The sequence below is a fragment of the Membranihabitans maritimus genome (assembly GCF_021729145.1).
Taxonomy (GTDB): Bacteria; Bacteroidota; Bacteroidia; order Chitinophagales; family Saprospiraceae; genus Membranihabitans; species Membranihabitans maritimus.
In genome coordinates this window covers 1-15,095 of sequence record NZ_JAJSLW010000032.1, presented here as the reverse complement: position 1 = coordinate 15,095, position 15,095 = coordinate 1, and the positions used below count along the sequence as shown (strand labels likewise).

Sequence of the window (15,095 nt, the reverse complement as noted above, 5' to 3'; positions counted from 1 at the left end):
ACAAAATTTACACCGCGAATTTATTAATAATTATGGAAGATTTAGTTTATGTGATTATAAACAGCAGGGGTGAATTAAGAAGAATGTATATTTCAGATGTCCTGAAACCAGGTAACAATAGGCTATGAAAAATATTTGTTTCATAAATACCGTGAAGTTTTGGGGTGGAGGAGAGAAATTTTATTTGGATTATGCTACTGGACTACAAAATAAAGGGTATAAAGTATTTCTTATTTGTAACCAAAAATCGATACTGGGAAAAAGAGCTGAAAGAAATAATATACCCACATACTATATGAATAATGTGGGAAATTTGTCATTTCTTAATCCTTTGAAATTGTATAAACTAATACGTTTTTTCAAAAATAATAAAATTGATATAGTCATTTTCTCTGCTTCGCGGGATTTTAAGTTAGGGGGACTTTCGTCATACCTTGCAAAGGTGGGAAAGAGAATCTATCGAAGGGGATTGGCCATCCCCATTAACAACAACTTTCTCAATCGTTTCCTTTTGCAAAAATGCATTACTCATATTAATGCCAATTCAGAAGAAACTAAAAGAACCATCCTTAAGAATTTGTCAGGGGGCCTTTCTCCGGATAAAATTAAAGTAATTTACAATGGTATAAAATCAATACCAGAGAATGGACAGGGATTGAGAGAGATGGCAATAATTCAAGAAAAGGGGAAAGGGGTTATTTTGGGTAACGCCGGAAGACTGGTAGAACAAAAAGGTCAGATATACTTGATCGAAATTGCCAGAAAACTGCGTAATAGAAATTTACCGTTTACCATATTTATTGCTGGAGCAGGCTCCCTTAGACAGCGGCTTGAAGAAGAGATTTCACGATATAACCTGGAGAACGATGTAATTTTGCTTGGTTTTGTAGATGATATTGTTGGCTTTATGAAATCAATTGATATATTTCTTCTCACTTCGGAGTGGGAAGGTTTTGGATATGTTTTGGTAGAAGCCATGCAATGCTCAAAACCAGTTGTGGCATTTGATATTACCAGTAATCCTGAAATTGTTGTCAATAATATCTCGGGATATTTGGTTGAATATCCTGATTTGGATGAATTTACAGAAAAGGTGTTACGGTTGGCTGAAAATCCTACCATAAGAATGTCTATGGGGAAAGCGGGTCGACATAAATCCCTGGAAAAATTTCAATTTGAAAAAACATTCAAACAGTTCGAAGATTATATCACCAATGCCTAAGGGTTTAAGGGAGAAAACTTTCAAGCCCCATGTTATCCACTTCCCTATAGAATGTTTCCCATAAAGATTTTTGTCCTGTCCTCCACAAATTCATATGGGAATTGTGAAGTAAAAGACTGATTACGCATTGGGTATTATGGGAGGTTATCCATTGCTTCATTTTTATGAGCATCGATTCTGTAGAATTACCCAAATATTCTGTAAAGGTGGCATCCATAAGGTGAAGGGGATATTCTATAAAACTATGCGGTTTATTTTTAGTTAAATTATACGGTCGAAACGGTCGGCCGAAGGAGTTACGGAATCCATAGTGTTCTGCAAATCCCAGGGAAGCATCATATTGTAACCCGGCCTTTTCTATTTGTTGGTAGTGGTCATTTATATGGAATTTTAGAAAATGATTTCTATTCCCATAAATGGGTAAATTGAATTTGTTAATTTCTTCCCGGTAGGATAGAGGAAAAGCGCTTTTGTGAAGACCTACTAAAGATCCGTTAGTATGGATTGCGTGAATTCTTCGTACCATAGATAGTGAACCGATCGCGTAGTCAGCATGATCAATGTGACCATTGACTAAATGAAACTTGCCAGACTCCGTAAGGAAGAAAAATACAGAAGGAATATTAAATTTCTTTTCCAACTTAAGGATCTCATCAAGATTATCCCAATTATGATGGGAAAACAAGCGATTAATTATATGTTTTGGTATTTGGGTAAATTTCCGGTTTCTTATTGACTGAATTATTCCCGATTTCCAGGCGCTAAACAGGTAATCAATGTCATGCGACCAAAAAATTTTACTCTTTATCAGGGGGACTTCTTGTTGAAATATTTGCTTAAATATTGAATTGAAAATATTCTGGCAATAGTTGAGCTCAATAATATTATTTTTAAACTGAATGGATTCCTTATAAGGATATCTCCCGAATTTATCCAGTTTACATTTCGGTAAAAGGCGTTCGTGAAGGCTGTTGATCAGGTAAAAGCAACAGGCGACTGGATCATTTTTGGCAAAAGTATCCAATCCGTCGGGTAAGTTATATATCCTGGCTACCTCCTCAATGTTATTATCTAACAAAAGTTCAAAAGTACTCGTAATTGGAAAAGAGCCCGAAGCTTCTATTGTAAACTCAAAATCCTCTTTTTCTACCAATGAGTCTGCCGAGGTACTCTCACAGAATAATGACCACATATACGCCGCAATATTCTTCAGCCGGTCAGGCAGGTTTATTTTAATATTATCGGGTACTGTACAATCTGCCATTTTTATTTTTGAAAGAAATCAATAATTTTACCGGTGATAAATCGAATCATTTCTTCATTGAGCTCTGTATGCATAGGAAGGGATATTACCTCTTTTGATAGTTGTATGGAGTGCTTACAATCGGATGTACGAGACGGATTTTTCGCAAAAGCTTTTTGTTTGTGAAGTGGTACGGGATAATATACACCTGATGGGATGCCCTGTTCATCCAGGTATGTTTTCAATTGATCCCTTTGCCCGTTGGTTATTTTTAACGTAAACTGATGATAAACGTGATCTGAATATTTTGATTCCTCAGGGAGTACTATTTCATCAACATCTTTTAGCATCTGTTTGTATAGAGATGCTGCATCATATCTTGCCTGGTTATAAGAAGGTAAATATTTCAATTTAACTTCTAATACACAGGCCTGTATGCTATCCAGTCTTGAATTAACCCCAATTTCATCATGATAATACCGGGTTTCCATTCCGTGGTTACATAATATTCTTATTTTATGGGCCAGTTCATCATTATTAGTAAAAATAGCACCTCCATCACCATAAGCACCGAGATTTTTTGATGGGAAAAAAGAAGTACATCCAATATCCCCAATGGTACCTAGTTTTTGTTTATCCCCATTGGCCCATAAAAAAGAAGCACCAATTGCCTGGGCATTGTCCTCTATAATTTTTAAGTTATATTTTTCCGCAATTTTGACTATTAGTTCCATATTGCAGGATTGGCCAAATAAGTGAACGGGAAGGATCGCACTGGTTTTTGCAGAAACTGCCGATTCAATGCTTTTGGGGGAAATATTGAAATGGTTATAGTCTACATCAGCAAATACCGGAATATATCCGAGTAAGGATACCACTTCCGCCGTAGCAATAAATGTAAAATCGGGTACAATGATTTCGGAACCTTTTGGGAGGTTAGCGGCCATAATCGCTATCTGGAGAGCATCCGTCCCATTGGCACAACCAATGACGTGTTTTACCCCTAAAAATTCAGACAGGTGATTTTCAAAAGATCGGACCTGGGGGCCGTTTATAAACTGGGTAGAATCGATACAATCCCGAATAAGGGTATCAATTTCGTCTTGGATAGGCAGATACTGGCCCTTTAAATCAACCATTTGCAGGTTTTTCATAACTTATGTTTTGTTTCGTTTCTCAAATTGGAATTGCATTATATATATTTGCATTCGAAAATCACTGAAATGATAGAAATAACAATAATTGATCGCGAAGATAATAAACATAATGTTGAGGTTCCTACAGATATGGGATTGAATTTAATGGAAGTTTGTAAAGCCAGTGAATTACCGGTGAAAGGAACTTGTGGAGGCATGGCGTTGTGCTCAACCTGTCATGTCTATGTTGAAAGTGATACTGAACTCCCCGAGATTCAGGATGCTGAGGAAGATATGTTGGATCAGGCATTTTTTGTTGAAGATAACAGCCGACTCGGATGTCAAATAAAGATGACGGATTCACTGGATGGATTGGTTGTTAAACTAGCTCCTGAAGCAGAGTAGATTCTCCTCAATTTATTCAATCTTTTTCTTTTGGGGCATTAATTATTGAAATGATACTATTAATTAAGACCTTCCTTGGAATATTTTTGACCAATAAATCAAGGTGGCGACCATTCATGTGAACTAAATATTATTTACGGTATTTTATCTATAGAAGTATAAGATGAAATGAACCAAATACGGGAGAGCAAATTTATTGGATATTGGAATTCTTGTAGGACGTTCAATATCCGGGATTAGAGAATAGCTGAATTTGGCATTTCAAAGATTTTGATAGTTGGTGAAAACGAGGCTGAAATTATATTACTATAACTGGCTGAAATTGGGACATCGCAAAGCCTGGATATAATCGGTGAATATAACTAGCTAGAAGGTTTTGTTGATAAGAAGTCGGACGAATGTTTGGAGAATTTTGAATTGATAGCGAAATTCTTTTCTGTTTCACCTGCCAGGATCATCTATGATTACTTGAATACAAAGATAAATTGGTGGCCAATTACGTAATGACCGGTTGTGTGAATTTTCTAAATCAATGTAGTTTTATGGGTAGTTGATCGAAGGATTCAATAATACATGGAATGATTAAGTCCCAAACAAAACATTGTAATTATAAATTGCCAATATTCTTTTGTGTCTTTTATACTTAGATTATTGTTTGAGTCATGATGAGACAAACATCGGTATATATTGATTTCCCTGCATTTAAAGCCGGATCTAATTCGTTTGACAATAAATTTACGCTGGTTTAAATTCAAAACTCATCAATCAAAAAAGAATTCTTCAACGCCCAATTGAAAACACTTTCGCTTGAAAATTGGTAATAGTTTCCCGGATTAATTGCCAATTACACAATCGGAATAGGAAACTTGATGTTATCAGAGATCTATGGAATAGTAGAATTTATCCTCCGGTTTCTCTTCGCAATTTGGATATTTGGGACTCCCACAATTCTTTTTGCTCATCGACTTCATCATCATCGCAATAATCGGTAATTGTCAAAATGGTCTCATTGGTTACCGGGGATATATCAATTCGGAATTCAAAAAACTCATCGGGGTACTCTTCCCAGTGAAATCTTACGCGTTCGTCTTCGATATCATCGATCATGTATGCGGTCTCTTCAAATCCGCTCCATTCGAAAGTATAGAGGTCCCCGGTTATATCAACAGCATCACAAAACCATCGGACTAAACAAGATGGGGTCGTCAGGAATTTGTAAAGTATTGTAGGCGAAGCTTTAAATAAAAACTCTATATCAAATGAAACTCTTTCCATTGCAGGTTGTTTTAATTGAGGCAAAAGAAAAATTAATTTATTGATATAACCAAATTATTTCATCCTTTTTTAAAGATTGGAACTAAATTTGTGTTATAAACATTTCCATTTTATAGTAGTTAGTTACTATGAATTAAAGATACGATTTCGTACCTTTGCATATTTTTTAACGAATTAGTTGATTAGAAAATTTATACATGAGGCAGTTAAAGATCACCAAATCCATAACCAATCGCGAGAGTCAATCGCTAGAGAAGTATTTGCAAGAAATAGGAAAAGTAGACTTATTGACTCCTGAAGAAGAGGTTGATTTGGCCAAAAGAATTAAACAAGGTGATCAGGAGGCATTGGAAAAACTGACAAAAGCAAACCTAAGATTCGTTGTCTCAGTCGCAAAACAATACCAAAACCAGGGATTGTCATTAAGTGATTTAATTAATGAAGGAAATCTGGGGTTGATAAAGGCCGCGAAAAGGTTTGACGAAACCAGGGGGTTTAAGTTTATTTCTTATGCTGTGTGGTGGATTAGACAATCTATTTTGCAAGCGCTGGCAGAACAATCGAGAATTGTTCGATTGCCCCTTAATAAAGTAGGATCACTGAACAAAATTAATCGGGCATTTTCTGAATTAGAACAGGAGTTCGAAAGAGAGCCTTCTTCAGAGGAGTTGGCCGAACAATTAGAAATCCAGGCTGATGAAGTAGAGAAGACATTAGGAGTAGCAGCACGACACGTTTCGATGGATGCTCCGTTCGTAGACGGTGAAGACAATTCCCTTTTGGATGTATTGGAGAATGACAATATCAATTCTACTGATAAATCCCTCGAATACAATGAGTCTTTACAACGTGAAATAGAAAGGTCTTTGAATACCTTGACGGAAAGACAATGTGATGTAGTGAAACTTTACTTTGGGATTGGGGTTGAACACCCCATGTCACTGGAAGACATCGGAGATAAATTTGGTCTGACCCGTGAGCGAGTGCGGCAGATAAAAGACAAAGCGATAAATAAATTGAGATCGGCTTCAAGGAGTAAATTACTCAAACATTATTTGGGTAGTTAATAACTTATTAACGAAGAAGAAATTAGAAGGGTATATCTATTGACTATTAGGTAAACCCTTTTTTTGTTTGTAAGTTATTGAATCTAATCTTTTAAAAAATGCCTTTCGATCCATGTGACGAAGCACTTTTTTTGTTAACCTAATGAGTCTACGGGGTGTGGAAGTAATCAGCAGTAATGCAATTCCTGGCGTTCGTTGAAGCCATTGTATTAGTCAATATTTTGAACTAAAGACAACATCATGGGTATCGCTTCACATAAATTCCAGTAAGTTGAAAAGGTTTAATTTTTACTCTGAAGTAGAAATTATATTAATTGATTTTTTTATAAAGTTTCATTGCTACACTATGGTTACATCTCCTATGGTATTTTCTGATTTTCCTAGTAACCAAATACCTTATTCCTGTATTAATTTTTTTAATCATCAAAAAAAAATCCACCTTCGGGTAAATGTATATTTCATCCCGATTGTATCACTTATTAACTATGGGGAAGTTTAATCGCGATATCATACAGTTAATATACAAATTTGTAAATAACCAGTGTTCTGAGGAAGAATGGGAGCGGGTGATTGACATACTGGAGAATAAGAAATATACAAAAGAATGGGAATATGTCATGGAAGACAGGTGGCGAAATCCCCAATATATAAATGGTATTAAGGATGAATATTTGAAATCAAGGAGCGAAGAGCTAATTATTAGCAGTGGAAGAAATTCCGATTTAAAATCTGGTAACAGGAATGGTTACAGACGATTGGTGATGATGGCAGCTTCTGTATTGGTAATAATATCCTTTGGCTGGTTATATTTTTTCAATCATACGGATGAGGTAGAGAATACGATAGTAAATACTGATGTACGAATTAAGAGGGTTAGCATGAAGGATGGAAGTACGGTATGGCTCAATAGAAATAGTCAGATTTCTTATGCTAATAATTTCGGAGATTCTGTTCGGTTAGTTGAATTAAAAGGACACGGTTTTTTTGATGTAGTCCGGGATACCTCCAAGAGCTTTATTGTAAATACGACAAATTTGCGGATACAAGTATTGGGAACCTCTTTTGACGTTTTTTCCTATGGAGATGATTCCGGAGAAAAAGTATTGGTTACTTCCGGAGAAGTAAAAGTTAACAGCGTATTGTCTGCTGAAGAATTTTTGTTATTGCCGGGGGATGAACTCCTCTATAATAAGGGGGAATTTAAGGTAAATAAAAAAGAACAATTTATCGCGGAAGTCGATGAATGGAGGTCCGAAGCATTGAGCTTCGAAGACGAGACTTTAGGAACAATTATTCGTGAACTGGAAAAGGTATATAACCTCAATATAGAATTTGAAGATTCCGAGCTGTCGAATAGAAGAATAACTTTTAAACCTCAGAATGCTGAATGGTCGTCAATATCCGCGGTTTTGGAATTAATAGCGAAAGTTGAAATAAATCGAGATACCAATGATTCAAAATCTTATAAAATTCGAACCAATGAATAAATAAAAAGAGCAATTATACCTTTTGCAGTTTGGTTTTGTCGGAAACCCGGGCTGGGAAATATGGCAGATCTTGCAGTGGAAAGCACAGGAATGGATGGTCCCATCAAGTCTTTCTTAAGATAGGTTGGCATTTTTCAGCTCCAGAAAGTGGTCAAAACCAATTGGCATGGGTATTAAAATAAGAGCGGAAGTATTGGAGGTACTTCCGCGATTAGCTCAAAGTTTTTTTTAGAAATATCGATTACTAATTAAAAATTGAACCAATGTACAATGTTACAAAAAAATGTTTAATTCACAATTTTTGGGTGGTTATGCGCATATCATTTTTGACAATGGTTGCTCTTATGACAATGACCGGGCTTTTGCTAGCTAACGATGGTGTTTCCCAGTCTTTAGATGATTACGAGGTAAATTTGAAATTCAAAAACGCATTATTAAAAGATGTGTTCGAAGAGATTGAAGCGAGCACAGATTTTACTTTTTCATTTGCCAGTCCGATAGGAGAAATGTCCATAGCGGAATTAGATGTCAGTAATGGGAATTTAGGTGAAGTGCTAGAAAATCTAACTGATCGTTTAGGCCTTGACTTCAATCTGATCGATGGTATGGTAGCTGTTTACAATGTTCCTGATGCCAACAATTCAGATTTAAGAAATCTGAGGACAAATACAAATCTGAAAAGTAATGAACAGGAGAAGATTGAAAAGAGAGTAAGGGAGATAGGGGTGCAAAAATTGATCTCCACGTTCAGAAATTGGGTTTTAGTAGATACCTTGAAAGGTGTAGTGCTGGATGAAGCCAATGAACCCCTGATCGGGGCATCAGTGAGCGTAAAAGGCACTACTTCAGGAACAACGACGGATTTTGATGGTGGATTCAGCATAATTAATGTGGAGGATAATGCGACGTTAGTAATTTCTTATGTTGGATACGAAGCACAGGAAGTTGAGGTAGGAGGTAGATCTGACATCACTGTAATTTTGACAACCGACTCTGAATTACTGGAAGAAGTAGTAGTCGTGGGGTATGGTACCCAGAAAAAAATTAATATGACTGGGGCTGTTTCTGAAATTAATTCCGATGAAATCGAGATGAGGTCTGTAAATACGGCAACTCAGGCATTACAAGGTTTGGCTCCCAACCTCAATGTTGATGTCAATGCAACAGGTGGAGCTGCAGATGCAGAAATGAATATAAATATTCGTGGAACGGGTTCATTATCTAATTCCAGTCCTTATATTTTGATTAATGGAGTACGCTCTTCCCCATCTGAACTTTCGGCGTTGAATGCCAATGATATAGAAAGTATATCTGTCCTTAAAGATGCTGCTTCAACGGCTATATATGGGGCCCAGGCAGCTTTTGGTGTAATCCTTGTAGAGACTAAAAAGGGAGGTAATAACCAGGATTTCTCAATAAGCTATTCGAATAGTTTTCGATCTAAAAAAAGAATATTTGTACCGGACTTTGTAAATTCAATTACCTATGCAGATGTATTGAATACTGCAAGTCAGAATTTCAGTGGTCAGGTAGCTATAGGTGCAGATCAAATGGAAAAAATCCGCCAGTTTTCTACCGGGCAAATATCCTATCAAACAGAAGCTGATCCCAATAATCCCAACCAATGGCTGGGAATCCAATCCGGTACTTCCAACGGGTGGTATACGGGGTTTGCTGAATCCAATTGGTGGGACATCATATTCAAGGACAAAGAGTTTGCACACAAACACGACATAAGTGCGAGTGGAGGAAGTGAAAGTATATCCTATCACCTGGCGGGTAGTTTCTTTGAAGACGAAGGGGCTTTGGACTACGGAGATGAAAATGAAAGCTTTAAGCGGTATAATATTGATGGTTTTATTACGGCACAAATAACAGATTGGTTGAGTGTTTCTAATAACACTCGGTTTTATCAGGAAAATAACAGTTTTCCGGCTACCCTGGAAGGAGGGAGTAGAGGAAGATTATATCACGATGCTATGAGGTTTTCACCCCTGGCTCCGTACAAAACCCCACAAGTTTTAGATGATGAAGGCAATGTTTTGGTAGAAGAACAATTGGCGTTGCTTCCCGGATGGTTGGAAAATAATGGGTTTAATGCCTATAATGAGAATAATTTTGTTACCAGCTTCAGGTCGGAACTGACATTGACAAAAGACTTCTCCATCAAGGGGGATTATTCGTTCAAGAAAATCTTTTATGACCGAACACTGAATTACAAAAAATGGTCGCTGACCGGACCGGATGGAAGACCTTCTATTACCTATCAGGCTAATAATAATCAAATCACCAAAGATATCAGAAAGACGGACTACCAATCTTTCAATATTTATGCTGATTACTCAAAGAACTTTTTGAATGATCATAATATAAATGTATTACTGGGATATCAACAGGAAGAAAATGATTATTTTCAAGTGGTAGCTTCCAAACGAGATGTAATAGCTGATCAGTTAAACTCCCTTGATATTGCGATAGGGGATGTCATTGGTCCTAATAACCCTATTGATACCTGGAGCACACTTGGGTATTTTGGGCGGTTTTCTTATAATTACAAGGAGAAGTACCTGTTTGAATTTAATGGAAGGTACGACGGGTCATCAAAATTTGAGGATGGAGATCGTTTTGGTTTTTTTCCGTCCGCCTCCGTCGGTTATAATGTACATCGTGAAAACTTCTGGGAATCTTCCTTGGGGAGTTTTATGGATCAATTAAAGGTCAGATTATCGTATGGGAAATTAGGGAATCAGAATGTAAGTAGCTACCTCTATTTATCAAATATCCCCATTAGTAACAGGCTTGGATGGATAGTAGATGGTACACGGCCAAATTATGCAGGAATTCCCGGTATTGTCAGTCCTGATATTACCTGGGAGACTTCGGTAACCAAAAATCTGGGACTCGATTTAGCCTTTCTTGGTAGTAGGTTGACAACGACTTTTGACATTTATGAAAGACAAACGGATAATATGTTTGGGCCATCCGGTGCTTTACCGGCTGTATTGGGAACAAGCCCGCCCCAAACCAATAGTGCATCGTTAAAGACCAATGGGTGGGAGCTGACACTCGGCTGGAGAGACGGGATTGGAGACTTTAATTATAATGTTAATGTGCTCCTTTCGGATAACAGGTCAGTCATTACAGAATACCACAATCCCAACAAGGTAATAAGTGACTGGTATGTCGGAAAAGAAATCGGGGAGATTTGGGGCTTTGAAGCGGAAGATTTATTCCAGACAACTGGTGAAGTGGAAGATTATCTTACCAATGTAGACCTTTCTTACTTTGGATCGGGTTGGCAACCGGGGGATGTGAAATACCTGGATGTAAATGGGGACGGTGCTGTTAATATTGGAGATAATACAGTAAACAACCCAGGCGACCGAAAAATTATAGGCAATAGCCAACCCCGATATAGATATTCCATCAATGGTGGTATAGCGTGGAAAGGGTTTTCCCTAGATGTTCTATTTCAGGGAGTTGGTAAAAAAGATTATATGCCGAGTAGTTACGCGACGCTATTCTGGGGATGGAATAGTCGGGGGCATTCCAATGTAACTGAAGCTGTTTTAGATTTTTGGTCTGAGGATAACCCTAATGGTTATTTACCACTGCCCCTTGAAGCCGGGGGACGAAATGGATTTGGAAAGGATCGGGCTACCTCAACCAGGTATTTACAAAATGCCGCTTATTTGCGATTAAAGAATCTAAGTCTTGGGTATACAATCCCTGGCCGTTTATTGACATCAGTTCCGGCTGTCAAGGGACTTCGACTGTATGCTTCTGGAGAAAATTTGATGACATTTACCAATCTCTGGGAAAATTTCGATCCGGAAATTTCCGATGTTACCGGATCGGGAAGAATTGGTGATAGCCGGGCATATCCTTTGGCAAGAACCATAAGCTTTGGACTGCGAGTACAATTTTAACTTAACAACAAATTTTAGACAGATGAAATCTTTAATTATATATATAATGGCAGGTGTATTATTAACTTCCTGCCACAGTGTCCTGGACAAAACACCTCTTGATGAGATAACTGAAAAAACGTTTTGGACATCACCTACAGATATGGAGTTGTACATTAATAGCTTCTATCCTATGCTGAGAGGGAATGTAGAATACTCCAATAATGATAATAATAGTGACAATATGATGCCTATTTCACCCGACGACTTACTGAATGGAAGTCGTTCTATACCAGCTACCGGCGGTGGATGGGGCTGGGCTGATATAAGGGAAGTAAATTATTTTCTTGAGAATGCACAAAATGTTACCGAAGGTAATCAGGCTGATATCGATCACTTTATGGGGGAAGGACTATTTTTCAGGGCTATGCTTTATTTTGATAAAGTCAAGCGATTTGGGAATGTGCCCTGGTATGATGAAGTTTTGAATATTGATTCCGAAGGGCTGTATGCACCCAGAGAACAGAGGAATGTCATCGTTGATAATATCGTGGAAGACCTGGACCAGGCCATTTCTTTATTAAAGAGTATTGATGAAATCGGAGCTACACGATTGAATAAGGAAAGTGCTTTACTGTTCAAGTCTCGTATTTGCCTTTATGAAGGAACCTGGGAAAAATACCATGCTGGGACAGTTTTTGGAGTAGAAGGTTCAAATGGAGAGAAATATTTGAATTTGGCTGCAGAAGCTTCTGAACAATTGGTCTCTAATGAAAATGTCCAATTATTTTCTACGGGTGATCCTGCAAATGATTATTTTAATTTATTTGGTATGGATGACCTGTCTGGTATAAGTGAGGCTTTATTAATTGAAACAGTAGATCCTTCACAAGATCTGGGAACCTGGGCATGGACTTATTTAAACGGTTTGAGAGGAAGAGGAACCGGGATTACAAAATCTATGGTACAGACGTATCTGGATATAAATGGAATGCCTATCAGTGTAAGTACTGTATATGAAGGTGACCAGACACTCTCTCAGGTAGTAGAAAATAGGGACCCACGCCTGAATCAATCCATGTGGACTCCCGGACAAGTGTCCATTAATTCAAGTCCTCCGGTTGTGTTCAATACGCCGCCGCTGGAAAAAGGTGCTACAGATATGTCTACCACCGGATACATGGTTAGAAAAGGTTCCACAACGGACCCAAATCAAAACACAGGGTCCTCCACTGACCGATACGGGGAAGTGGATGGTATGGTGTTTCGATATGCAGAAGCTTTGTTGAACTTTGCAGAAGCAAAAGCTGAATTGGGAACGCTTACCCAGGAAGATTTGGATCGCTCAATTAACCTGCTCAGGCAACGGGCTGGTATGCCCGACCTTACTCTGGAAGTCGGTTTTACAGATCCTGATTGGGATTTTCCATCATTGTCACCTATTATCAATGAAATCCGAAGAGAAAGAAGGGTAGAGCTGGCTTTTGAAGGGTTTAGGCTTGATGATTTAATGAGATGGAAAGCAGCTCATGTGTTCCAGGGAAGTCGATTGAAAGGGGCTAAATTTGTGGAAGGGGTTTCATTTCCTGAAATTGAAGATCAAATTAGTGGAATTTCAGTTGATGCAGATAATTACATTGACCGGTATCAATCTGTAATTCCAAGTGGGTTTTCATTTGATGAAAATCGGGATTATTTATTTCCCATTCCAACCAATGAACTGACATTAAATTCAAGCCTTAATCAAAATCCGGGATGGTAACTAGAAATTTCTATTGTGAAAAGTATTCATTATATTAGTCTACAATAGAGTAATTAATAGAGGGGTTGATAAAAAAGGGCCGTTTCTTATCTATTAAGGAATGGCTCTTTATTTTTTGATATATGATTCTTTTCAAAAAAATTCGTAATTTAGATATGATAAGATTAAATACGGATTTTGCTTTACTTATTTTAACCAACAATTATATACTTAAAAATAGAATTATTAATAATATTAGAACCCTTTTCAGGTCTAATGTTAAAGTAAATTCTATGGCTGAGTATTAAGTTTTAATGAACTTTACTAGCAATTTTCAATCTTGTTGTAATTAAGAAAATTATTTGACTCTTGGAATCTGACTCTCTGAACATACAACAATTACACTATTTGTACGAAGCATACGAACAAAGGATTTATGCTTTTGCATTGAGCTTTGTAAAAGTCCCGCATATAGCAGAAGATATCGTTCAGGATGTTTTTGTCAAAGTATGCGAAATGGACATTGATTACTCCAATGAAAAGAAATTACAAAGTTTTCTATTTACGATTACCCGAAACCATACATTGAATAAATTGCGTAGAACCGTAAAAGAAAAAGAAATTCTTAGTGAGATCAAAGCCCAGGCGATTCAGTCGAACAATGATGTATGGGAAAACGTGAAAGGTATGGAAGTACAGGGGCATTTGGCCAGGGCTATTGATACACTTCCTCCCAGGAGAAGAGAAATTTATCAACTTTGTAAAGTTAAAGGACTTTCTTATCACCAGACTGCTGAATATTTGGGTGTTTCTTATCAAACGGTTAATTCGCAGATGGTAAAAGCTATTAAGTCTATCAGGGAATATATGTCACATTATTATGTCGCCAGGATGGTAGTCCTGGTATTGTTTTGGTGGCTGTAGAGTGGGGTTATTTTACGATATGGTTTCATCCTTGCATCACGCTGTCGATTATCCTTTTTCATTGCGAATTCTTTCCTATTCTTTTATGTCTAGCAGGTCTTTTGGCCGTTGCAACCCGATTTTACTATCAATGAGGTCATCATAAGAGAGAACACTCCATTTGAGAACTTCGATTTTTTCAAGTTTAGTTTTTACGCTATCCCTTATTACTTCTTCAAAACATTTTCCAAGAGAAAACTTTGTAATTAGCTCGAGGTTCAGTTATCCCGGGGAAAATTTAATCGATATATATTGTTTTTGTTCCTTTACTTGGACAGGGAATTCTTCGATATCGTATTCCATATCCTTGAAAAGATTGACAAGATTCCTGAGGTTTTCTTCAGTGGTGTCGATTCAGAAATCGACATCAGCGGAATGTCTTTGATATTTATAGAAATTTACGGCTCCGCCGACTAAAATCATTCGTACATCGTGTCTTTGGCACAACCGGACAAATAATTTGATTTCAGAATTTCAGTCTTGCACTTTTGAAGAGATGTTGATTTTAAAAATGTCTTCTTCTGCTTGTGTGGTTGTGGAAATGGGGAAGTATTTCAAAGCTTCCATTAAGTGTATAATCCGGTCGTATTGACCCCCTAGTTCCGATTTATACTGACCCCGTCAATCCGGAGTATTGACCCCCTCAAG

10 protein-coding genes are annotated in these 15,095 nt (G+C 37.4%); 7 read left to right on the top strand and 3 right to left on the bottom strand.

Annotation, left to right across the window (positions count from 1 at the left end):
- The first annotated feature begins 124 nt into the window (after nucleotides 1–124).
- On the top strand, nucleotides 125–1,222 hold the full coding sequence (locus LVD47_RS22415; RefSeq protein ID WP_236980821.1) for a glycosyltransferase: 1,098 nt from the start codon (nucleotides 125–127) through the stop codon (nucleotides 1,220–1,222).
- Nucleotides 1,223–1,226: 4 nt separating this feature from the next.
- Here the strand turns inward: LVD47_RS22415 and LVD47_RS22410 are convergent, their stop codons facing one another.
- Nucleotides 1,227–2,486, bottom strand: coding sequence for a DUF7033 domain-containing protein (locus LVD47_RS22410; RefSeq protein WP_236980819.1), 1,260 nt, complete (start codon nucleotides 2,484–2,486; stop codon nucleotides 1,227–1,229).
- 2 nt (nucleotides 2,487–2,488) lie between these two features.
- Nucleotides 2,489–3,619 carry a DegT/DnrJ/EryC1/StrS family aminotransferase gene (locus LVD47_RS22405; RefSeq protein ID WP_236980817.1) on the bottom strand — a complete coding sequence of 377 codons (1,131 nt, stop codon included), beginning with the start codon at nucleotides 3,617–3,619 and terminating at the stop codon, nucleotides 2,489–2,491.
- A 69-nt stretch (nucleotides 3,620–3,688) separates the two neighbouring features.
- On the opposite strand from LVD47_RS22405, the gene LVD47_RS22400 reads away from it, so the two are divergent.
- Entirely contained in the window at nucleotides 3,689–4,006 is a 318-nt protein-coding gene (locus LVD47_RS22400) for a 2Fe-2S iron-sulfur cluster-binding protein (protein WP_255785394.1), read from the top strand.
- A gap of 900 nt (nucleotides 4,007–4,906) precedes the next feature.
- Here LVD47_RS22400 and LVD47_RS22395 read toward each other — a convergent pair.
- A complete protein-coding gene (locus tag LVD47_RS22395; protein ID WP_236980816.1) occupies nucleotides 4,907–5,281 on the bottom strand; it encodes an START-like domain-containing protein in 375 nt (124 codons plus the stop codon).
- A 197-nt stretch (nucleotides 5,282–5,478) separates the two neighbouring features.
- On the opposite strand from LVD47_RS22395, the gene LVD47_RS22390 reads away from it, so the two are divergent.
- The 5 genes from LVD47_RS22390 (at nucleotide 5,479) to LVD47_RS22370 (ending at nucleotide 14,408) form a co-directional block, all read left to right on the top strand.
- Nucleotides 5,479–6,348, top strand: coding sequence for a sigma-70 family RNA polymerase sigma factor (locus tag LVD47_RS22390; RefSeq protein ID WP_236980814.1), 870 nt, complete (start codon nucleotides 5,479–5,481; stop codon nucleotides 6,346–6,348).
- Between the two features lie 449 nt (nucleotides 6,349–6,797).
- Nucleotides 6,798–7,835, top strand: coding sequence for a FecR family protein (locus tag LVD47_RS22385; RefSeq protein WP_236980812.1), 1,038 nt, complete (start codon nucleotides 6,798–6,800; stop codon nucleotides 7,833–7,835).
- A gap of 311 nt (nucleotides 7,836–8,146) precedes the next feature.
- The gene (locus LVD47_RS22380) at nucleotides 8,147–11,764 is read left to right on the top strand and encodes a SusC/RagA family TonB-linked outer membrane protein (protein WP_236980810.1); all 3,618 of its coding nucleotides are present in this window, start codon (nucleotides 8,147–8,149) and stop codon (nucleotides 11,762–11,764) included.
- Nucleotides 11,765–11,786: 22 nt separating this feature from the next.
- Nucleotides 11,787–13,505, top strand: a complete 1,719-nt coding sequence (locus tag LVD47_RS22375) for a RagB/SusD family nutrient uptake outer membrane protein (RefSeq protein WP_236980808.1) — start codon at nucleotides 11,787–11,789, stop codon at nucleotides 13,503–13,505.
- A gap of 348 nt (nucleotides 13,506–13,853) precedes the next feature.
- A complete protein-coding gene (locus tag LVD47_RS22370) occupies nucleotides 13,854–14,408 on the top strand; it encodes an RNA polymerase sigma factor (RefSeq protein ID WP_236980807.1) in 555 nt (184 codons plus the stop codon).
- The last annotated feature ends 687 nt before the right edge of the window (nucleotides 14,409–15,095 follow it).